The following is a 20,998-nucleotide window of genomic DNA, read 5'->3' as shown; positions in this document are numbered from 1 at the left end:
CTTACCTTTTACACAATACCCATAATGCCACCGCAAGATAACATAGGAACTGCACGGCGAACAGAATTTTGAGCCAGCGGTCAGAGAGCCAAATGCCTTCACCACTATGGAGGTATTTGGCCAATTTATTTCTATGCCTCTCCAAAAGTTCTTCCTCCGCCTTGATGTGAGCTGCGGAACATTGGTTTACCTTTTCCAGTTCGTCCGTGCCGACTGTGGCTTGGATGATGGTATGCCGTTCCGCTTTTACAATGGCGTTGCAGATACCATTCACAATGTTGTCCGCACTGTCCTTGGCCGCGTCTAAAGCATTGAAAGCCGCCCGTTCCCGTTTGACCGTGTGCATCAGGCTTCCGTGTATGCCGTGCAGCTCTTCCTTGAGTTTATTGATTTCCTTGAGCAAATTGCGCATGGCAAAAATTTGGTCACTCACTTCTTGAAGCAGTCCTTCAAGCTCCTGCTTGTCCTGTTCCAGTTCCTGTCCGGGTGTATAATTGTTAAGCCGCTCACGTAGGGCGGACGTATCGGGTTGTCTCATTGTCACTGATGTTTTTTAGGTTTGTCATTTACGTCTCATTCCTGATTTCTTTTGCAGGCCGAGCCTGTGCGAAGCCTCCCGCGCACAACGGCGCATGAACTCTATCTCGTCCTCTTCCGGGTCACGCCCCCATTTGAGGTCGGACTGCGAGCCGCCTCCGCCACCGCCGGTGACCTCCCCGTAAGGAGAAGCGATAAGCGTAAAAAAGGCAATAGCCAGATTCTGCAAGGGCTGCCAGTTGGCCAGTTCCCGGTGGTCGAACTCGTCATTCAGACAGTCAAGCACCTTTTCAGGGATATAGCGGTCGTAGTTCTTTCCGTCATGCTCAAACTCAAAGCGCAGGCGGTCGGGGTTCCACTCCGTGTAATACTCATAAACCGGATTATTCCGTCCGACATTGGTCTGTGTCTTTTGTCCGGCTTTATTGTGAACAGACGGCTTCGGTGTCGTTACAACAGGTCGCTTCGGTGCCGGGCTTTCCTGTTTGGTCTGTTCGGGATGCAGTTTCTCCCAAGTCCGCTCGATACGGGATGCGGTCAGGTTGCGCCCCCTTCCAAGTTCCGACCCCTTGAACCTTGAACTGCCCTTGTGAAGCACATAGCCGCGTACCACCTTCTCTTCATCCTTGCGCAGATACAGCTCGTAGCCTTTGGCGGCAAGTTTCTCCGCATAGCCCTCCCAAGACCATTCATCCAGTTCACGCAAAGCCTCCATGCAGTCCTTGCTGACTTGCGGAATACGGCTTTCATGTATGTGCCGGGGTGTTACCCATCCCCTTTGCAGGGCAATTTTCTCCGCCGCCCGATGTGCGCGGATATGGATGGCGTGGTCGTTGTTGATGTTCCCGTTCTCGTCTATCCGGCAAACGACGGCATGGAGGTGAGGTATGCCGCTGTCGGATTCCCTGTGCAGCCACACGCTGGACTTGCTGCCCGATATGTTGGTTGGCACGGAAATGACCTCGCCGTCATTATTTAGGATTTCCTGCTTGTCGAAAGCCGCCGCGAAGTCGTTCCACAGTTGCTGCCAGTCCTCGACCGTGAAATCTTCGGTATGCTCCATCGCCGGGCTTATCTCCAAGCGTATGACGTTGTTCTTGATGTCCGGGCGGTTCATGGTGACGAACTTCATTTCCGTCCAGATGCCCGAAGCGTCCATGCCCTGCGGCATGAAGTTGTCGCAGATGCGCGTTATCTTTTCGGGGTGTTTCTTGTTCCTCGATTCACCCGACACGTACAGTGCTGCCCTGATGCCGTGACTGATGGATTTTGCCTTGGCTATCATACGGCATCCTCCTCAGTCTCTTCGTCCGTTGTCCCTGCCGGATAGCTGTTCGCCTTCTGCGCGGACTGCAGGAAGTCGGTAACGTGGTCTGTCACCCGCGCCACTTTCTCGTACCATTCGAGCATGGTGGGCTGATGGCGGAAAAGGCGCACCTTCTCGTCATCGTTCAGTCCGTGCAGGGCGTTGGCGAAGTTCACCATGTCCGTCCTACAGGCCGCAAGCTGCCGCAGACCGTCCACCTCCGTAACTGAAAGCCGCTGTCTCGGTCTGTAATTGAGTGCCCTTGCCCGTATGAAGTCGCTGCGTGTCATGCCGCACTGCCCGGCGGTGCTCTTAATCTGAGAAAGCTCCTGTTCAGTGACTTTGGTGACCACCACCTTGTCACGCCTTATAACGGGCTTTTCCTGCCCGGATTCCTGATTGGAAGTATCTTCTTGTTTCATATAACCGGTGTCCTTGAAATTGTAGTGAAACGGTATCTAAAAAAGGGAAGGTGCGAGCCTGCGAGCGGCTGGGACAACGACCTTTCGGGGCGCCCAGAGAGCGTCGTGGTAATACCGTCCGAAGGCGGTAATACCTCGGCATATCTCGCAACTCAACGCTATCGCTCCATGCCACTCCTCCCGTCCGTCTGCCACTTCCTGCACGGGACGGGTGCCGCTTATTGCCGGATTGCGGAACAACTGGAAAGGCGGTTTTAGCCTTGTCAGTACCGGCTCGTTTGTTTTCCCGGCTGTCTTTCGGCTCTTACTCTTCCCTCTGTTCATGGAAAAATGTATTGTCAGTGTGGCTGCCATCCGCTGTTTCCCACCCACGGATGCACGGGAAGGTCATCACGGATGCCACCCTTGAACGGTTGGTGTCGATAAGCCCCATGTCCGTGAGTGCGTCCAGCAGGTTGCGTATGCGCTTCCTGCCCATGTTCCATTGCGTGGAAAGCAGTTCTTCGGAATACTGTGCCTGACCTGCGGAAAGCGTGAGCGGTCTGCGGAAGCCCTTGCCCTCTCCGGCTGTAAGTGCCATTCTCGCCAACAGGTCGCCAAACAGTGTGAAGTTGCCTGTTTCCCTGCCGTCATCATCCCTTGTTGTCCCGCATAGCCATTGCAATGCCTTATGAGAAAAAACTAATGACAGCGATGCGACACCTGCCGGGTACATGAATCTGTATGTTTCCTTGTCCATAAAACTTTGTCTTTATAAGTGTGATATTTTTGCTTTTAGAAAAGAATAAAACCGTGCAGTAACCGGTATGGAAATACCAATTTATCTTTTTGTTGTACCCTGCACGGCTTCATTTTCCCATAATCGTGTGTCAGATGAAAAAGGGCAATGGCTGCTCGTGCGATACTCTGAATTGTTCCAATCTTGAAAGAAGGGAAGAAAAAAGAGGTTGTATGAACGCAGGTCAAATGCCTTTCCACCTTTTGCATACGGCTACTTGCCTGCTCCGTTGTTTCCGGTGTTTGCCTGTGCCGGTTGTACGGATGCCGGACGCTTGTCTAGGCTTGACACGGCACGGTTGATGTCCTCCGCGTTTACCGCAATGGAAAGCAGTGCCCTGTTTACCGTCACCAGTTGCTGCTTGTCGCAAAACTCCGACACACGTTCCAGTAAACCGAATGCACGGTTCAGCCGATGTCCCTGTACGTTGTCTGCCGTCAGGCGGTCGTTGTCCGTACTGCTGTTGAGATAGCGGTTGAGCGCAAGGCGGTCGTCCGCTGAAATGTTGTCTGCCGACACCTTGCCGTCGGCGATGGCGATGCTCACGCGTAATGCGTCCGCCTCGTAGATGCCTACGCTCTCCAAGAATGCGCGGATGATTTGTGCATCCTTGCCGCTCACCTCGCGTTTACGATTCTCGTTCTTCTTCTCTGCCGGAACGGTTGCGGCTGTGCCGCCCTGTTCCATGTTCCTGTTCTGTTCCATACTGCATTTGTTTTTTGATGTAAATAAAAAAGGTTGTTTACTTCCGACCTGCCATATAGCGGTTGGCTTCCTTCGCGATTTCTTCCTGTGAGGAGATACGGACACCCGTGAGGAAAGCGTCCAAGTCTTCTTTCTTGAAGAAGCACAGTTTGCCCGTCGGCTTGTACATCGGGATAGCCCGGCGCATCATCAGCTTGCGGAAGTAGGAAAGTTTGAAGCCGCAATACTCGGCCGCCTCCCTGGTGCTTAAAAGTTTTCTTTGCTCTGTCATGTGCGTATATTTTAATGAATAATCTGCTTCGCCTTTGTCGTGGCGACAGTGCAAAGGTATGGCGGAATTTTCCCGGAACAATTACTATAAATGACACAAACAGAGAACTTTGCAAATTATAAATGCAACTATAAACGGGGTGAAAACGAAGTATAAGGGAACTATAAACCCTCCATAATCCCTGATAATCCGCACATGGTAACTTATAAGTGCGGAAGGAAACAGACCTGTTCTCGGACGGGCATAAAAAATCCCGCCATCGGGTTACGGTGACGGGAACAAGGAAGAAGATTATATGGATAATGCAGGTCAGACCTTCTTGAACTCTTCAAGGTCGTAGGTGTCGAGCTTCGGACGAAGGCGGGTCGCCTTGCGCAGCAGTTTGGCGATATGCCTCTGGTGTTCGGACGGATTGTCCCTGTAGGCGGTCTTGAAGTTGCTTGCCAGCTGTGCGCCGTTGTTGAGCGGCCAGAACTTCTCGAAGATGACCCATTTGCCTTTCCTGATTTTGAGGGCTGCGCAAAGGGCGCTGGCGATATAGGCGTAGAGTGTCTGGTTTATTTCGTCATCCTCCTTTTTCATCAGCGGTCGGAAGTCCGTGTCAAGATAACCGTCTTCCCGGAACAGCACCAACAGGAACAGAGCATCGTTGGTCTGCAATGTTTCGGGCAGTCTCCTTATCAGTTCCGGCTGTACCTTTGAGACAAGGCTGTCATAGTGTCTGATTTCATCCTCCTGCTTCATCGTGGCAGGTGGCGTGGACGCTGAAAGCACGGCCTCGATTTGCTTTTCTTCTGCTTCGTCCGTGTGCTGCCGCTTCTTTGGGACAAGGCTGTTCCACCGTTGCAGCATCCATGATTTTATCTGTCTGCCGTAAGCCATACCGATGGTACAGGGCAAAAGGAAAACCACGGCAAAGAGTGAGACCATGACAATGCACGTGCTCCAATCCATGCGCTTATCCGGTGTGAACACGAAGGCAAGCAACAGTGAAAGCACGAACCATGAGGCGGTCAGGACGGAGCGGTCTTTGGAAAGCCACTTGTCTATGATGATGCCATACAAGAGGAAGAACTCGGCAACCAATCCGATCCACCCGGCTATGGACAGGGTGGCAAACACAAATCCTGCCGTGGTCGCTCCCATGCGGAAAGCGACGGCGACAACCAGACTGAATGCGGTCGCGGCTACTACTGTAAGCGGCAAAAGCATCGTAAGGAAGTTATCGGACAGTCGTTTCATAATATGCGTTTCATAAAAGGTGTTATCGAGTTATACAAATTAAAATATACCATTCAGTTTATTTACGGCGGCAATCTTGTCCTCCATCAACACCTCCGCATAAATCTGTGTCGTTGCGACAGAGGTATGCCCAAGCAGCCTGCTTACCGTAGCAATGTCATTCGTGGCGGCGAGGGTAAGCGTTGCGAAGCTGTGCCTCCCGGTATGGAAGGAGACCCGTTTGTTGATTCCGGCTCTCTTCGCCATCTTCTTTAGGACGGCGTTGCACCCTCCGCATGTGCCTATGTCAAAGACAAAATCGTCAAGTGTCTTGTCGCCACGCTCTGGCATCCATGCCATCGCGTTTGTACCCAAAGGAACGGTCACCGGCTTTTCCGTCTTTTTCATCGCTTCTATCCTTATCACCATCCCGGATTGTGACCTCTCGATGTTGCCCCACTTCAATTGTTTCAGGTCGCTGTAGCGCAGACCTGTGAAACAGCTGAACAGGAATGCCATCTTGGTTGTGGTGCTTCGTGTCTCCACCTCCATCAGCCTGTGCAGTTCCTCACGGGTCAGGAAATCGCGTTGGTCAGTCGGCTTCTTTATCCGCTCGTCCCTTGACAGCAGGTGATATGGGTTACACTTGATGACACCGTCCCTTGCCGCCTGATTGAGCATCGTATTCATCTTCAGTTGGAACAAGTGCATGGTCGATTTTGCCAGTCGCCTTGTTCCGCCGTCGGAAGTCCGGCACTCATAGACATCGGTCATATAATGCAGGAATCCTCTGTAGAAATCCCTGTCTATGCAGTCCATCGTGAGACGCGGTCTTTTGATGTGCGCGAGATAGTCGTTTACCATGCGGATAAGGGTGTCGAAGTGCTTTAGATAATCAGGGGAAAGCCCTGTGTTCGCATGCATGGCTTTGGCGTATTCATCCATCCAAGTGCTCACAAGAATTTTGTCAGCCTCCTTCAACGGGTTGCCGTCCTCTTCCGGTGTCTCACCAAGCAGCCGTTTCGCCCTGATGGCAACGGCCTTGTCCATCGCGTTTTTATTCAATTCCTTTGCATGTGGAGCGGAATCAGGGACAAGGTACAGTTTGGGATATTCGTACCACCTCTTGCCCTTGTCATAATAATCAAGGTATATTGTCCTGTTGCCGTTCTTCAGCTCGCGTGTCCTTATCTCTATCCTCATGCCTGCCTGTCTTTGTTGAAGAACCTGTCCATCATATTGACGGCATCAATTTTCTTCTGGTCGATTATCTTTGCGTATATCTGTGTGGTCGCCACGTTCTTGTGACCAAGCAGCTTGCTCACCGTGTAGATGTCAACTCCTATGGTCAGCATCATCGTAGCGTAGCTGTGGCGGCTGACGTGAAAGGTCACGTGCTTCTCTATTCCGGCTTTCTTCGCCCATTCCGCCAGCCTTTGCTCTATGACGGAAGCCGCGCTTGACAGGCGGAAGATTGGCTCGTCCCCGTCTTCCGTCTCACGGAGATAGCCGAGGGCATCCTTGGAAAGCGGTACGTTGACGACCTGTTGCGTCTTGAGCATCCTGACCCTTATATAACGGGTGGAGTCGTTGGGCGTTGTCAGCACCTTGTTCCATGTGAACGTGCGGATGTCGCTGAGACGCAGCCCCGTAAAACAGGCGAACAGGAACGCCATTTTCAGTTCCCCGTCATCACAGGGAGTGGCCATCATTCTTTTCAATTCATCGATGGTGAGATAGACCCTTTTGCTTTCCTGCTGGTGGAAGCGTTCCTTGGAGGTCAGCAGGGTCATGGGGTTGCGCTCGATGATGCCGTCACGCAGTGCCGTGTTCAATGCGGCTGTAAGCACGGCCTGTGTCTGTAGTCCCGTGCAGTTGCTTATCGTCCTTTCTTCACTTTTCAGACGCCTGTTCTTCGCCGTGCGGAGGAAATTGATGAAGCCACGGCAGAAATCCAAATCGACCTCCAACATGGATATGGTGAGCCGCCCAGTCGAGCGTAGGTATTCCTCCACCTTGCGCCGCATGAACTTACGTCCTTTCATGGTTGATTCAGTCAGGCCGTTCCCCTCGCTGGCGTATTTTTCAAGATACGCGAGAAGGGGCATCGAGGCTTTCATCACCTTGTCAAGGTTGGCTATGCCGTAGTTCTGCAGCGCGATGATGCGCTCTGACTTTATTTTCTCGGCAACGCTTCTCGCATGTTCGTTCTGTATCTTGTCAAGAGGTGTGTTCTCCGGGACAAGGTACACGCCAAGCGATTCCACCTTGCGCACACCTTTTGAATAGATGTCAAGATAGAGGCTCCTGTTGCCGTTTGCGAGTTTGCGCTCCCGGATGCGCACTGGCTCCTTTGCCTTGGTTGTCTTCTTCGGTCTTCCCATAAATCATTCAGAATTGTCCTTGCCGTCAGGCAACGTATTGTTTTCACCTGCAAAGGTACAACAATCGTTTTGTTTCACGTAACAAATACGCAACAAATATAAGGAATTTATGGAAATTTATGTTTCTACAAGAGAATCAAAAAGTACAATCAATTATAATTGAATACCAATATATTACGTTTCTTTTAGTTACTTTGTTTTCACTTGTTTCGATTTTGTTTTCTCTTCGCAAAACTTAATTACCATCAAATTTTTTAGCGAAGGTATCTTCTATCATCATTATAAGATTGTTGATTACACGTTCCGTATTATTTACTTCATATACAGAGTACTGAAGTCTTACGGCACCGTATTTTACTAACATCTTTGAAAATTTTGTCCGCAATCTATTATCACTTATATCATAACTTACTACTAACATGTCATAACAAAAATATAGGATATGTCTTTACCGATTTTCGCCCCATAAAGCATCGATAATAAGACTGAATATATTTAAATATATCATTCTTATACGGTATAAGAGCATCAAAAAACACTCGGAAGTAAGTTGCATTATTTTCATTACGTAAACGGTATTCTCCTTTTTGTATTTGAAAATCTTTCTCAGAAAACTGTTTACGGTTCCACGCTATACGCACAGCTTTATCTATTATGGGACGAAAAGGCTCCATAATGTCGCATACAAGTGATTTACGTTTAAACCACATACGATGGTAAACTCCAACATAAAGGTCGAATCCGAACATGCGCAAGAAACATTCAATATAGTTAAACAATATTGTGTAACCAATGTCAAGAGTGGCATTCAATGTATCACATTTTGTACGTGGTCGCCGTTGATGCCAGTTAAAATCTTGATAGAATGCCATGAAAAACGATTTGGCGGCCACACCCTCTACACCCATCAAAGCATTATAATCACTTACATCGTATATCGTATCTATACATCCCTGCAATACGGATAGTGCGTGTTTCGTACTTTCATCTTTACGGCGTGTATCAGACAGAGCCTTTATCTGATTTCTTATCTTATTGTCGACAATTATTCTTGCTATACTTATATCTTCTTTTTGAAACTCATATTGCCGTTTACGCAACAAGAAATTGGCTTCTGCCGAATCTGCCCAAAAGAATACCGGACGTAATGATGGCTTCATTACGACAAGTGCGACACCAAACTTACGACACTTTTCTATTAATGGTGTTGTGATTCGTATGTGACCGATTATAAACAATGCCAATATCTTCTGAAACGGCAGTTTGGTGAGTGTCTTCATCTTGTCACTGTTTTCGACTTGTTCTTCAAGCAGAAGCTCACCATTACTTACACGGATGCTTCGTTCATGAATACAGTTGACAACAAAAATAGTTCGGTATTCTATGTCTTTATTGGTAAACATTATTCTCGGTCGTTTTGTCACACAAATTACAATAAATACAATGGTGACATTTGTTGGGGTTAACAATAAATGGGGTTTCTTCCGGATTATATTTACGGAATCTGTCAATAAAACCTTTAAACATACGGATGTCTTCTTCGTCAGGCATCTTTACCAGTATCATCTTGTTCGTAGATATTTCATAGAAAGCAAGTTCTTCCACTGCATACCCCATTTCTTTCAAACAGAGCATCTGCGCCCATAACTGATATATCTGTCCTTGATATATCTGCTTCATTTGATACTTACGCTCTATCAGTTTACCAATTTTACGCTTATATACATCTATTTTGCCCATAAGACCATACTCTTCGGAATATACCGGCAATGAAAGAATATCATCTGCACGGTTGCTGGCAGTCTTTTTGTCCACAGTTTCATGTACAGACCGACCACGTGTCTGTGGTGTGGCGTGATACATCGTCTCGTCCGTCTCCATATAAACGTTGTGAAGGTATATGGAGTACGGACAAAAGATAAAATCATTTAACGTTGATATAGCAATATAGTCATTCATCAAGATAAGGTTTTTGCTGGGCAAATTGCAACCACTCTTTATTTGAAATTGTAAGATTCAGTTTATCGCCATTCGGCGTTGATTGTATTTTACGTATTACCCACAATCCTTTTCGGGCAATATTGTATGCGCCATTTGCATCTGCGTCTTTTGGTAACGTGGCAATATTTTTTCTACTATCATAGAAATTGCCATCAGCATCGGCAACAGGAGAGACAAGATAATCTACCTCTGTTCCTGTCTCGCTATTACGCATTTGCAGCAATAGTTTCATCAAATGCATCAACGGTTCGAGATGTTTCTTTTCTGTTAAGGAACAGATAGCATCTTTCAGATTGCCGTGTACGTCTATTCCCGCATCGGAAAAAACTTTCTTGAATTCGTTTGTAAGCACGACCTCCTCACTATCCCACTGATTGTTCTTCTTCGGATTGCGGAATGTCTTTATGCGTGTTCCGTATGTGCACAGCGTCCATTTGGTCTGCGTACTATTTGCTTTATCAGTAAACTTAGTATAATCAAAGGTGAATTCAAACCAATCCTTCTCTGCATTGTAGCGTATAATATCAAATTTTGAGAAGAAGCAACGTGTTTTATCCGCATTTTCGTAGCGTGTATCAAGCATATTGACATATCCCGTAACAGGATCTATCTTGCTCGTATTCCATGCCGGGATGTAAAACAGCCAGCCACTTTGTTTTCCTAATTTCCGGAAACTTTTAAACTCGTCAGTAAGTTGAAGAGGATGAAGCACACCACCTATATCATCAGCATCCTTTTGCTTGTCAACATAACAGTTCAACTTGTCGATAAGCATCTTCTCGAACTTCTCATAGACCTGACGCTCTATTTTCTGACGGCCACGCATAAAGCCCTTGTTAAGATCTTCCAATACCACTATTGCCTTATAATCTACCATCATCTTGGCTATGATGTGAACAACTTGACTTAGATATCCTTCTTTTATTTCCCTTATATTCTCTATCTTCTGCCAGTTGCGTCGTGCTTCATCGCGGCTACCTTCACGCGAGACAAGTAAATCCTTATAATCGGTTGAATACGTACGACCATTATATTCATTGACAATCTCATTCAATGTAAACTGTTTGACGATGTTTCCTCTCAAATCAATCAACGACAAGTAAAGAAGATGCCGCTCTCCACGGTCTATACCTATTACATGCTCTATTTCACCGTCACGTATAGCATCGAGCGTAGCAAAATTTATCCGTTCGTCTCCCTTTGCCTTAAAGTTAATGGTAATCGGCACATGGAATTGGAATTTGTCGACCGTATAACGACGATTCTTAATTATATCATATTCAAAGTTGCTTTCCCGTTTGTCACTCTGCGGATTCTTGTTGGCAATAGAATGATGAGCCTTATGGACGTTTTGCTAAGGTCAAGACTCTTTTTGCGGTAAAACAATTCAGCCTGTCCATTAAGCTTATATACGACATCCGCCAGATTTCTCTCATCAAACAACATATTCCAATACATCGTATGCAGATTAGGAGTTCCTTTACTATACTCTGAAAAGTCTTTATTCCATATTTTGAACAAATATAGTTTTCCCTCGTTAACAAGACGGTCAATAAATTCCTCTGATACTTTACGAAAACCGAGCATATATCCTTGTTGTTCTACTTCTTTATAAAAACTGCTTATATCTTGGTAAGTTTTCGTTTCTGAAAATTTGAATCCGAAATGGCTCCAATCTTCATGTTTATTTATAGAATCCTTAAAAAAATCTATCAGACGATGACAATCCGAAAGACTAAAATTCACACCTTTTTTATGAGTTCCGTTTCTATAAGATTCAATAATACTTACTGATGGAGCGAACTCGTCTATACGTGATTTTGAGAAGAAAACCTTCGGCAACATTTTATTTGCACCAGGTAATAATTTATAATCTATTTTCTCATAACAGCTTCCTTCCGAAGGTAAATCATCACAATCAAAAGAATGATTGGACTTTTTATCCATAATAGCAAGGAAATATATTCCGTTCTTACGCAGTAATACAGATGTACAATCTGGTTCTTTATTTATATCCCACCCTCCAAGCAACTGAGAGTTTTCAAAATTCAGTTTTATCTTCTCCACACTGTATGGCTTACGAGTCAGCCAATTACGCACTTTATTATACAAAGGCGTGACCATATCCAACTCATTCCATGCTTCATACAATTTTGCATAAAACTCATTATCCTTGTCTGCTTCTTCTTCACAGCCAAGCAATGGTTTGATGAAATACTGCAAAGCCTTGAAAGCATCGAGCAAGTCCTTGATCAGTTTTACGTCAGCTTCCGACTGATTTAAGTTTGTATGTTTTCCTGCAAGTATATCAGATGCAGCCACACGTGCCATTTCTATTTGTGTAAATATATTCACACGTTGTTCGCCATTTCTATCATAAGAGCCAAGTTGCGTAAAATAGTCTTCTATTGTTTGGACCTTATCACCAATTGCATTCAAATAAGCAATACTAAAACTCTTTCCAGACTTGAACAGTCTGTTTATTCTTTCCTCATAAAGTTCCGGATCTTGCTTTTCTTTTTTTGTCGGGATTGCCTGGTCACGAATATCATTCTTTATACCCTTTACGAAAACATCATATTGCCCGAACATCTGCTGTGATATATCGGTGAGTCCGAAATCATTGGATATATATATTCTAGACAAATCATATTCACCGATATGCAGCAGCAAATACTTGAGGGACTTTTCATTCTTGCCATCTAAAACTGTCTGCAATTTAGTGATTGCTTTGTTTATGGCATCTATCATTTCCTCATCACTCTCAAACTTTTCCGGCAACCAAGAGATAGCCACTTTGTCACTAAGTATCATTTTATATAATGGCTTCAATAACGGCAAACGGTTTTTCCTATCTTTCTGTTGCTGATTATAGAGATTTACATATTCATTAATACCTCGCATAATGCTATTATAAACTTCTATCTGCTCTTGTGTAAGTACATCTGTGAAATAATCCAAACTGAACATCTCACTTATATGCTCAACATTAAGATATTCCTGATAAACAGTTTCTATTTCAATGAAATGATCTGCCACCGTACTTGCCGCAATTTTCCGGAAAGACTGCATATTGTCGTAAAACATCGGCAAGTTCTCGTTTATCAGACGGTAGGCAATAGCGGTTGACTTCTCTTCTTCAGAATACATATTTTTGCGGTTTTCATGGAAACCAGTAAAATACGTTGTGAACTTACTGAAGTTTTCAATCATTGTCTTTTCTTCTTCTGTCTCAGCTATATTAACAAGATGCTCTTGTATCAACTCTTTCTTAAATAAATCTCCAAATGTTGCCCCTTTCTTAAAAGCTCCAACTATCTGCTTACGCAGATTTTCCTTAACTGCCTCAAAACGTTTTTCCTCTTTCTCACTACGATTCGCCTTAGATATCAGTTCCCTATATTCTTCCAAAGAATCATTGGTTTCATCAGAGTTCAATTTCAGTTTAAAGTTATTGAGACACATTTTTATAAACTGCTTATGATAACGGTCTATAATATCCTTAACCTTTACATATTCATTGGCTCTTTGCTCATCCTGAGCAATAATCCCGTTGCGTTCGATGTTCTCCAACGTTCTTCCTATTGGTATGAGTTCAAACCTTAATGTCTTACTTATAGGATATAACCTCGTAAAATTTTTAAATACTATCATAATCTTATGTTTTTAATTATATTTTTATTTTAAGTTATAGTAATTCTTTCCTTATCCGCTCTTCAAGCAGTTGCATCCTATCTGCCTTTTCCTTTATCGGAAATTCACCCCATCCTGTTTCCATGGTGTTCTTTTTTATCATATTGTCATATAGGTTATCATATTCCGTATCGTCTATTATGGCAAGGTCATGACATCTGTGCACTGTTGCGGCTATGCTTATGCCATACATGCAGCGTATACTGATAAGTTCCGACAAAGACAGACCAGTACGCCTATGTCCCAAACGGGCATAAATACAGGGCTGTGGCAACAGCATTGCTGCGGCGAAATAGTTACAAATTCTTTCTGTTGTAGGTCTTTTCATAGATACTTTATAAGAAAGGTCGCTATATTTATTTTCTTCTGCATCGCCTGCAGTTTCAGACAAAGGCTTTATGTTCAGGATAAGATGTGCCAGTTCGTGAAGTGCTGTAAACCTTTTACGTTCGGTCGTAGTATTGACTCTACTGTTTATCACAACAACAGGGATGTAATCACAAACAAATGTAGAAACTCCCAAGAAATCATCGTTCTTTATATCAACCTCGATTATACGGACACCACAATTCATAAGCAATTCGTAAACCGAAAAGATAGGTTGGTTTCCTATATACATCTTCTTACGCAAATTCACAGCGACATTTTCCACATCATCATAAGTTCCTATAGACATTCTTTTCAACGGGTTGTATTCTGTTCCCTCAGGGTTTACCGTTTTTTCCACAGAAAAGTATTTCTGTATATCAGAAGTCACCAACGCCTCAATCCGTTCCGCTTCCTTTACCGGCATGGTCTTCGCAAAACGGAAATCTAGCTTTCCAATACTTACATCACTATCATAAAAGTAAGACTGCGGGACATTACACGCACAGGCTATTGCTTCAAGAGTCCTGGCCGATGGACATAGCAGTCCGCGCTCTATCCTGGATATAGAGTTCTTGCTTATAGCCTTATCACCCATTCTCGCGACCAAATCATCCATTGACATTCGTCCGGATTTGCGTGCTATCTTTATTCTTGAATGATTAAATTTTCTCATATATATAATTGTATGGTTACAAATATATAAAATATCTGTTTTTTGTAATCCAAAATATGTCTATTTAAAGTTTTTTATGATTTTATTATAACTCTCTTCTTTAATAAACAGAAACAATATTGTTGCGTTTCTGCCGTTTTATAGCTTAGAGCACGAATGATAGATTAATTGATTTTAAATCAAATGTTGACAATATATAAAGGAAGACCGGAGGACTTTGACGGGAGGCAGGAACGGGAACGGAGGGTGTATGAACTGCTCGACGGGATTGGCGTGGAATATGACAGGCTTGACCATGAGGCGGCAATGACGATGGAGGTTTGTGCCGAGATAAATGCTGCTTTCGGACGGATGACGTTGGAAGAGTTTAAGGCGGAAAGCAGTGAGGAACGCACACGGCACGCCATAATATGTAAGAACCTGTTTTTGTGCAACAAGCAGAGAACACGGTTCTATCTGCTCATGATACCGGGCGACAAGAAGTTTCTTACCAAGAACCTTTCGGCACAGATAAACTCTGCACGTCTGTCGTTTGCCGGAGAGGAAGACATGCTGAGGTATCTTGACATTACTCCGGGGTCGGTATCAGTATTAGGACTGATGAACGATAAGGATAATGCGGTGCAGCTGCTGATAGACAGCGACGTGCTGAAGAGTGAATACGTGGGATGTCACCCCTGCATCAACACGTCAAGTCTGCGAATGAGAACACGAGACCTGATCGGAAAGATACTGCCGGCGATACACCATGAACCGATAGTCGTGACGTTATGAAAAAAGAGGCATTGCAATATCTTTGCTGTGAATATAAACGGCATCAACACAAAAACAATATATAATATTTTCATCTGAACCGTCCTGTACACGGCATATCGCAAAGCATTATCAGCAATCATCCGTAAGCAATATATAACTTTCTGATATACAATACTATACCGTTTGCATTGCAAGAGACGGCTTATTGGACTCTAAAAGGTGTCCTTTTACGCTGCAAAAGGGCATCTTTTGGAGTGCAATACATCATCTTCTGCAAAAACAGACGGCGTTACACGGGAGAAGGTCATACGGATAATGACTGGAAACAGATGAGCGGCAAGGGCGGAATACCCAATTATAGGTATTATCGCACATGCTCTGATTGTCTTTAAAATATTCTTACTACCTTTGCATAAGATAAGCTGCGTCGTGACAACATGAGACAGCATGTGGTCCGCACGGCAAACAGATATAAGGATTGCAGCTTGATTGCGTTCGGCTTGCATTATCCTTACATGAGTTAGGGATAAGAAATAATAGCTTCAGTCGTGTTCTCTTCATGGTAGGGACAAATACAAGCATATGTCCTTACATGAGGAGGATATGTTTGGATGTCCATTATCCCGAACTCGCGTATTATCTTTGTATAGAAAAACGAAAAACATAACAGATGAAGTTATCAGAATTGAAAACAGGCGACAAGGCGGTTGTGGTGAAGGTTGCCGGACACGGAGGCTTCCGCAAACGCATCGTCGAAATGGGATTTATAAAGGGTAAGGTTGTGGAGGTTTTGCTCAACGCTCCGCTGCGCGACCCTGTAAAATACAAGCTCATGGGCTATGAGATATCACTGCGCCGTGCCGAGGCGGAGATGATAGAGGTGATATCGGAGGAAGAGGCGAGAAACGCCGAACAGCAGAACGGCGACAACGGAGAGAACGGCGGATATACCATAAACGACAATGACGGATGCAGCGATGCCCGGCTGACCGACAAGCAGTTGCAAGATGCGGCAAAGAGAAAGCGACGGACGATAAACGTGGCACTCGTCGGCAATCCTAATTGTGGAAAAACATCGCTGTTCAACTTCGTTTCCGGCGCTCACGAGCGCGTCGGAAACTACTCGGGTGTGACGGTGGATGCCAAGGAGGGACGGGCATATTTTGAGGGTTACGAGTTCAATATCGTAGACCTGCCCGGCACATATTCGCTTTCAGCCTACAGTCCCGAGGAACTTTATGTCCGCAAGCAGATAATAGACAACACGCCGGATATAATAATAAACGTAATCGACTCGTCCAATCTCGAGCGTAATCTGTATCTCACGACACAGCTTGTAGACATGCATCTGCTTATGATATGTGCGCTGAACATGTTCGACGAGTTCGAGGCACGCGGCGACAAGCTCGACCACAGCAAACTGGGACAGTTGCTCGGCGTGCCCATGGTTCCCACCGTGTTCAAGACAGGCAAGGGCGTCGACCTGCTGTTCCATATCATAATAAACATGTATGAGGGCGTCGACTTTCTCGACAAGGACGGAAACATCAACCCTGAGGTTGCCAAAGACCTGCAGGAGTGGCACAAAAACTATGAGAACAATCACGGAGGCGACCATGCGGAAGACTTCGCGCACGGCGACAAACCCAATAAGAGCGTTTACAGACATATACATCTTAACCACGGTAAATATATAGAAGAAGGTATCGATACCATAAAGACCGAACTGCAGAACAACGAACAGATACGCCACAAATATTCCACACGCTACCTTGCCATAAAACTTCTCGAGATGGACAAGGAGACGGAAAGGGTGGTAAGCGGTCTGCCGAACGGCAAAAAGATACTCCAACTGCGCGACGAAACAGCCGAGGACATAAGGAAAGACACTAAAGAAGACAGCGAGACAGCCATAATGAACGCAAAATACGGGTTCATACACGGCGCGCTGCAGGAAGCCGGCTTTGAAGAAGGCAAGAAGCAGGACACTTATCTCGTGACGCATATCATCGACAACATCGTAACCAACAAGTACGTCGGTTTCCCGATGTTCATCTTCTTCCTGTACGTCATGTTCCAGGTTACATTCTCCTTGGGACAGTATCCCATGGACTGGATTGAAGCCGGGGTAGGGGCGCTCGGCAGCTTCGTAAGCTCCACAATGGCAGACGGTCCGCTGAAGGACATGATAAGCGACGGCATCATCGGCGGTGTGGGAGCCGTCATCGTCTTCCTGCCGCAGATACTCATTCTCTACATGTTCATATCTTTTATGGAAGACAGCGGGTATATGGCGCGCGTGGCTTTCATCATGGACAAGCTGATGCACAAGATGGGGCTGCACGGCAAGTCGTTCATACCGCTGATAATGGGCTTCGGCTGCAACGTTCCCGCCATAATGGCGACACGTACCATAGAGAGCCGCCGCAGCCGGCTGATAACAATGCTCATACTGCCTATGATAAGTTGCTCGGCAAGGCTACCTATATATATAATGATTACGGGCACGTTCTTCGCCGTGGAATACCGGAGTTTTATAATGATATCGCTCTATGCCATAGGACTGCTGCTTGCCGTACTGATGAGCCGCGTGTTCAGCCGGTGGCTTATAAAGGGCGAGGACACTCCTTTCGTTATGGAACTGCCGCCATACCGCATACCTACAGCCAAGGCTATAGCCCGACACACATGGGAAAAGGGCAAGCAATATCTTAAGAAAATGGGAGACATCATCCTTGTTGCCAGTATCATTGTATGGGCGTTGGGGTATTTCCCACACAACAAGGAACTGAATCCCACGGAGCAACAGGAACAGAGTTACATTGGACAGATTGGCAAGGCGATAGAACCGGTGTTCAAGGCGCAGGGATTTGACTGGAAACTTGATGTGGGACTTGTTGCCGGAATTGGTGCCAAAGAGATAGTTGCCTCCACCATAGGCGTGCTTTATGCCGGCGACGACAACATAACGGAGGACACGGAGAAGTATTCGGGACTGTATCACAAGATGTCTGCCAACGGCATCACGCCGCTCATAGCCTTCTGCTACCTGCTGTTTGTGCTGATTTATTTCCCGTGCATAGCTACAATCACGGCGATAAAGAGCGAGACGGGCAGCTGGCGCTGGGCATTGTTTGCCGCCATATATACCACGGTGCTTGCATGGATGATATCCGCGGCGGTGTATCAGGTGGGGAGGTTGGTTATATAAAAGGAGATAAGGGAAGATAAGGGGAAGATAAAGGGAGATAGGAGACAAATGCTTTGTTGCTTGATACAAGACAATTGTCCTTTATCTCCCTTTATCTCCTTTTAAGAATATCTTCCCTTATCTCCTTTTATCTCCTTTCTTTCCCTTCTCTCCCTCTTCTTATACAACTGCCACGAGTTTATGATGTTGTGCCAAACACTGTAGAAGCCTCCGGCAACTGCCGTTACGGGCGACAGGAATGTGTATCCCATCCATATTATAAATACCGTGTTCTTTTGTCCGAGAGCCTGTCCGCCCTCTGTCCGTTCTCCGTAAGCACTGCCGATGCGCTTGCCTGCGGCAAACTGAAAAAGGCAGCATGCCAACGACACTGCCGCTATGGCAATCTCGTATTCCACCGGTACGGTGCTGTGTACGATTGCCTTTACGGTGACGGCGATGGCTATGGCAAGTGCCACTGCCCAAAGATAAAACGAGAGGTCTTTTACCTTTAGAACAACGTTAAGCAGTTTCGGACACCAACGGCGCACCGCCCATGCGGCAATAAGCGGGCAGATGAGCATGGGAAACACTTTGTGAAGTATCATCGTGAATGTAGGCAGGAACGTCAGTCCTTCATGAGGATGAGCCAGGGGCAACAGCAGCGGAGCGATGACTGCCACTGCGAGATTGATGATAATTGTATATGCCGTGATGCTTGCCGCGCTGCCGTCGAGCTTGGCTGTTACCACCGCCGCCGCTGTTGCAGTGGGACACAGCAGGCAGAGCATGGCGCTCTCTATGAGCACACGGCAGTGCAGGTAGGGGAAAATCATGAGTATACACGACAGTATGGCAAAGAGTCCCGTCTGTATCAGTATGTGCCAGAGGTGCCAACGACGCAGGTGCAGCTCGTCGAACGAAATCTTGCAGAACGTCAGGAAGAGCATCGAGAAGATAAGCAGCGGCTGCACCACACCCACAACGGCGTTAGCGTAGGGGCGTGTAGGTGCGAAGAAAGGCAGTCGGACGTAAGCGAAATAACTTACGACGCCAGCAATCATCGCCAACGGCAGCGTCCAGTTCTTTATAAATCGTATGATGTTCATTGATTGTCAGTATTTATGCTGTTTGGAAAAACATATCCCGTGAACAACCCGTCAGCGCGCGGCGGCTTGCGCCCTCATGCCCCTTATCCTGCGGCGTATGCGCCCGATCATGAGTATGGCGGCGACAGACAGTCCGACGATATACCCCACGTACATGCCCGTTGGTCCCATGCCGAGAGTGAATGCCAGCAGATATCCCACGGGCAGATTGAGCAGCCAATAGGCAGTGAAGGCTATGGGCATGATTATCTTCACGTCCTGTATGCCCCGCAATACGCCCACCGACACGTTCTGCACACCGTCGGACAGTTGGAAGAGAGCCATGACGATGAACAGAGAAGAGGCGATGTCGATAACCTCGGTGTTTTCGGTAAAGAGCGCCGGTATGAAGTTGCAAAGCGATATAAAGACTATGGCGGCAAATGTGTTCCATGCCAGCACGAGATGATACGACGCCTTTACAGCCATGGACAGTTCGGCGATGTCGCGGCGCCCGTAGCAGTGGGAGGTGCGTATCGTTGTGGCGGCACCTATCGACAATACTATCATAAATGCGCTTGTGCTCATGGTGCTGGCTATCTGGTTGGCACTGATAGCCTCTTTGCTCAGCCAGCCCATCATTATGCCCGTGCCTATGAACGCCGACGATTCGAGAAACATCTGTGCGGATATGGGCAGGCCCATGCGCAGCAGACGGCGCACATCGCCCGGTGAAAAGTGCTTCAGGGCGAAGTCTTTAAGATATGCACGATAGTCTTTTCGCCATACGAAGTAGCCGGTTATGAGTATTGCCGCGGCTACGCGCGACAACAGCGTGCCGAGTCCGGCACCCTCGACACCCATCTCTGTGCACCCTAAATTGCCGAAGATGAATATATAATTGAGCATACAATTGACGATGTTTGCGGCAATAGTCACCATAAGTTCCACTTTTGTATTGCCCGTGCCCTCGAGAAACTGTTTGAAAGCAAAGAAAAGCATGACAAACGGCACGCTCATGACAAGCATGTTGTAGTATGGAACAGCCATGTCCACCACATCTGCGGGTTGTCCGAGGCGGTACATCACCGGCACAAAAGCATATTGCACAGCCGATACAGCCACGCCGAGCAACACATAGAACGCCATGCCGTTTTGCAACAGCATCGATGAGCGATGCCGGTTGCCCTGTACATAAAGCTCGCCGATGAGCGGTGTCATTCCAAGTGCCATGCCAATGGATGCAAGATACAGTATCGTAAACACCGAACCGCCGAAAGATACGGCGGCGAGAGGCTCGGGAGCGCTGCCGCCGTAGTGTCCTATCATAAGATTGTCTACCACCTGCGTGAATATCTGTCCCAGTTGGGTCAGCACAACGGGCAGTGCCAGCATAAGGTTCTGCCGGTATTGTTTTTTATATCGTGCGAAAAAAGATACAAGTTGTTGCATATATATGTAAGCCTTTCGTTTGTAGCGTGTAAAAGTAATGTCAAATCTCGTAGGATGACGTCGTAATGTCGTCGAAACGGCTTGCAAAGTTAGTATAAATAATTGAGAAACAACGGGTGTATGGAGTATTTATGTAGCGTGTTTCATGCGTT

General features: G+C 46.3%; 20 protein-coding genes. 2 read left to right on the top strand and 18 right to left on the bottom strand.

From position 1 onward, the window contains the following. Position 1 precedes the first annotated feature (1 nt). The 16 genes from HPS54_RS06315 to HPS54_RS06245 form a co-directional block, all read right to left on the bottom strand. A complete protein-coding gene (locus HPS54_RS06315) occupies positions 2-538 on the bottom strand; it encodes a hypothetical protein (RefSeq protein WP_172344617.1) in 537 nt (178 codons plus the stop codon). Positions 539-562: 24 nt separating this feature from the next. Further along, entirely contained in the window at positions 563-1,822 is a 1,260-nt protein-coding gene (locus HPS54_RS06310) for a relaxase (RefSeq protein ID WP_172344616.1), read from the bottom strand. Then, on the bottom strand, positions 1,819-2,265 hold the full coding sequence (locus HPS54_RS06305) for a plasmid mobilization protein (protein ID WP_172344615.1): 447 nt from the start codon (positions 2,263-2,265) through the stop codon (positions 1,819-1,821). Before HPS54_RS06305 ends, HPS54_RS06310 begins: the two co-directional genes overlap by 4 nt. Positions 2,266-2,301: 36 nt before the next feature. Beyond that, positions 2,302-2,589: a hypothetical protein gene (locus HPS54_RS06300; RefSeq protein ID WP_172344614.1), complete on the bottom strand. Its 288-nt coding sequence runs from the start codon at positions 2,587-2,589 to the stop codon at positions 2,302-2,304. Further along, positions 2,570-3,004: a hypothetical protein gene (locus tag HPS54_RS06295; RefSeq protein ID WP_172344613.1), complete on the bottom strand. Its 435-nt coding sequence runs from the start codon at positions 3,002-3,004 to the stop codon at positions 2,570-2,572. The genes HPS54_RS06300 and HPS54_RS06295 overlap by 20 nt, the downstream gene beginning before the upstream one ends. Before the next feature lie 252 nt (positions 3,005-3,256). Beyond that, positions 3,257-3,748 carry a hypothetical protein gene (locus HPS54_RS06290; RefSeq protein ID WP_172344612.1) on the bottom strand — a complete coding sequence of 164 codons (492 nt, stop codon included), beginning with the start codon at positions 3,746-3,748 and terminating at the stop codon, positions 3,257-3,259. Positions 3,749-3,785: 37 nt separating this feature from the next. Further along, entirely contained in the window at positions 3,786-4,019 is a 234-nt protein-coding gene (locus tag HPS54_RS06285) for an excisionase family DNA-binding protein (RefSeq protein WP_172344611.1), read from the bottom strand. Positions 4,020-4,328: 309 nt separating this feature from the next. Further along, the gene (locus HPS54_RS06280; protein ID WP_172344610.1) at positions 4,329-5,261 is read right to left on the bottom strand and encodes an MFS transporter; all 933 of its coding nucleotides are present in this window, start codon (positions 5,259-5,261) and stop codon (positions 4,329-4,331) included. Positions 5,262-5,300: 39 nt separating this feature from the next. Continuing rightward, entirely contained in the window at positions 5,301-6,443 is a 1,143-nt protein-coding gene (locus HPS54_RS06275; protein WP_172344609.1) for a site-specific integrase, read from the bottom strand. Then, on the bottom strand, positions 6,440-7,624 hold the full coding sequence (locus HPS54_RS06270) for a site-specific integrase (protein ID WP_172344608.1): 1,185 nt from the start codon (positions 7,622-7,624) through the stop codon (positions 6,440-6,442). Before HPS54_RS06270 ends, HPS54_RS06275 begins: the two co-directional genes overlap by 4 nt. A gap of 235 nt (positions 7,625-7,859) precedes the next feature. After that, positions 7,860-8,045 carry a CRISPR-associated endonuclease Cas2 gene (gene cas2, locus HPS54_RS06265; protein WP_172344607.1) on the bottom strand — a complete coding sequence of 62 codons (186 nt, stop codon included), beginning with the start codon at positions 8,043-8,045 and terminating at the stop codon, positions 7,860-7,862. Between the two features lies 1 nt (position 8,046). Then, positions 8,047-9,027, bottom strand: a complete 981-nt coding sequence (gene cas1, locus HPS54_RS06260; protein WP_172344606.1) for a type V CRISPR-associated endonuclease Cas1 — start codon at positions 9,025-9,027, stop codon at positions 8,047-8,049. Then, positions 9,014-9,583: a type V CRISPR-associated protein Cas4 gene (gene cas4 / locus HPS54_RS06255; protein ID WP_172344605.1), complete on the bottom strand. Its 570-nt coding sequence runs from the start codon at positions 9,581-9,583 to the stop codon at positions 9,014-9,016. The genes cas1 and cas4 overlap by 14 nt, the downstream gene beginning before the upstream one ends. Then, positions 9,576-10,853 (bottom strand): type V CRISPR-associated protein Cas12a/Cpf1, encoded by a 1,278-nt coding sequence (gene cas12a, locus HPS54_RS12850; RefSeq protein WP_287229417.1) that lies wholly within the window; start codon positions 10,851-10,853, stop codon positions 9,576-9,578. The genes cas4 and cas12a (HPS54_RS12850) overlap by 8 nt, the downstream gene beginning before the upstream one ends. A 41-nt stretch (positions 10,854-10,894) precedes the next feature. Further along, positions 10,895-13,279: a type V CRISPR-associated protein Cas12a/Cpf1 gene (gene cas12a, locus HPS54_RS12845; protein ID WP_216653050.1), complete on the bottom strand. Its 2,385-nt coding sequence runs from the start codon at positions 13,277-13,279 to the stop codon at positions 10,895-10,897. 34 nt (positions 13,280-13,313) lie between these two features. After that, positions 13,314-14,360 carry a helix-turn-helix domain-containing protein gene (locus HPS54_RS06245; protein WP_172344604.1) on the bottom strand — a complete coding sequence of 349 codons (1,047 nt, stop codon included), beginning with the start codon at positions 14,358-14,360 and terminating at the stop codon, positions 13,314-13,316. A gap of 183 nt (positions 14,361-14,543) precedes the next feature. Here HPS54_RS06245 and HPS54_RS06240 point away from each other — a divergent pair, with 183 nt between their 5' ends. Continuing rightward, entirely contained in the window at positions 14,544-15,134 is a 591-nt protein-coding gene (locus tag HPS54_RS06240; RefSeq protein WP_216653049.1) for a prolyl-tRNA synthetase associated domain-containing protein, read from the top strand. A gap of 652 nt (positions 15,135-15,786) precedes the next feature. After that, complete coding sequence (gene feoB, locus HPS54_RS06235) at positions 15,787-18,327, top strand: ferrous iron transport protein B (protein WP_172344603.1); 2,541 nt, start codon at positions 15,787-15,789, stop codon at positions 18,325-18,327. A gap of 101 nt (positions 18,328-18,428) precedes the next feature. Here the strand turns inward: feoB and HPS54_RS06230 are convergent, their stop codons facing one another. Both HPS54_RS06230 and HPS54_RS06225 read right to left on the bottom strand, forming a co-directional pair. Then, complete coding sequence (locus HPS54_RS06230) at positions 18,429-19,415, bottom strand: transporter (protein ID WP_172344602.1); 987 nt, start codon at positions 19,413-19,415, stop codon at positions 18,429-18,431. A gap of 51 nt (positions 19,416-19,466) precedes the next feature. Beyond that, entirely contained in the window at positions 19,467-20,846 is a 1,380-nt protein-coding gene (locus HPS54_RS06225; RefSeq protein WP_172344601.1) for an MATE family efflux transporter, read from the bottom strand. Positions 20,847-20,998 lie beyond the last annotated feature (152 nt).

The organism is Xylanibacter caecicola (assembly GCF_013166515.1).
Classification (GTDB): domain Bacteria; phylum Bacteroidota; class Bacteroidia; order Bacteroidales; family Bacteroidaceae; genus Prevotella; species Prevotella caecicola.
Note: the sequence above shows the minus strand (reverse complement) of the source record. Positions and strands in the feature narration are given on the sequence as shown.

What these genes read in the sequence shown, in the direction of transcription:
- HPS54_RS06315 (WP_172344617.1), bottom strand. Translation starts at nt 538, where the DNA reads ATGAGACAACCCGATACGTCCGCCCTACGTGAGCGGCTTAACAATTAT.
- HPS54_RS06310 (WP_172344616.1), bottom strand. Translation starts at nt 1,822, where the DNA reads ATGATAGCCAAGGCAAAATCCATCAGTCACGGCATCAGGGCAGCACTG.
- HPS54_RS06305 (WP_172344615.1), bottom strand. Translation starts at nt 2,265, where the DNA reads ATGAAACAAGAAGATACTTCCAATCAGGAATCCGGGCAGGAAAAGCCC.
- HPS54_RS06300 (WP_172344614.1), bottom strand. Translation starts at nt 2,589, where the DNA reads ATGAACAGAGGGAAGAGTAAGAGCCGAAAGACAGCCGGGAAAACAAAC.
- HPS54_RS06295 (WP_172344613.1), bottom strand. Translation starts at nt 3,004, where the DNA reads ATGGACAAGGAAACATACAGATTCATGTACCCGGCAGGTGTCGCATCG.
- HPS54_RS06290 (WP_172344612.1), bottom strand. Translation starts at nt 3,748, where the DNA reads ATGGAACAGAACAGGAACATGGAACAGGGCGGCACAGCCGCAACCGTT.
- HPS54_RS06285 (WP_172344611.1), bottom strand. Translation starts at nt 4,019, where the DNA reads ATGACAGAGCAAAGAAAACTTTTAAGCACCAGGGAGGCGGCCGAGTAT.
- HPS54_RS06280 (WP_172344610.1), bottom strand. Translation starts at nt 5,261, where the DNA reads ATGAAACGACTGTCCGATAACTTCCTTACGATGCTTTTGCCGCTTACA.
- HPS54_RS06275 (WP_172344609.1), bottom strand. Translation starts at nt 6,443, where the DNA reads ATGAGGATAGAGATAAGGACACGCGAGCTGAAGAACGGCAACAGGACA.
- HPS54_RS06270 (WP_172344608.1), bottom strand. Translation starts at nt 7,624, where the DNA reads ATGGGAAGACCGAAGAAGACAACCAAGGCAAAGGAGCCAGTGCGCATC.
- cas2 (WP_172344607.1), bottom strand. Translation starts at nt 8,045, where the DNA reads ATGTTAGTAGTAAGTTATGATATAAGTGATAATAGATTGCGGACAAAA.
- cas1 (WP_172344606.1), bottom strand. Translation starts at nt 9,027, where the DNA reads ATGTTTACCAATAAAGACATAGAATACCGAACTATTTTTGTTGTCAAC.
- cas4 (WP_172344605.1), bottom strand. Translation starts at nt 9,583, where the DNA reads ATGAATGACTATATTGCTATATCAACGTTAAATGATTTTATCTTTTGT.
- cas12a (WP_216653050.1), bottom strand. Translation starts at nt 13,279, where the DNA reads ATGATAGTATTTAAAAATTTTACGAGGTTATATCCTATAAGTAAGACA.
- HPS54_RS06245 (WP_172344604.1), bottom strand. Translation starts at nt 14,360, where the DNA reads ATGAGAAAATTTAATCATTCAAGAATAAAGATAGCACGCAAATCCGGA.
- HPS54_RS06240 (WP_216653049.1), top strand. Translation starts at nt 14,544, where the DNA reads ATGTTGACAATATATAAAGGAAGACCGGAGGACTTTGACGGGAGGCAG.
- feoB (WP_172344603.1), top strand. Translation starts at nt 15,787, where the DNA reads ATGAAGTTATCAGAATTGAAAACAGGCGACAAGGCGGTTGTGGTGAAG.
- HPS54_RS06230 (WP_172344602.1), bottom strand. Translation starts at nt 19,415, where the DNA reads ATGAACATCATACGATTTATAAAGAACTGGACGCTGCCGTTGGCGATG.
- HPS54_RS06225 (WP_172344601.1), bottom strand. Translation starts at nt 20,846, where the DNA reads ATGCAACAACTTGTATCTTTTTTCGCACGATATAAAAAACAATACCGG.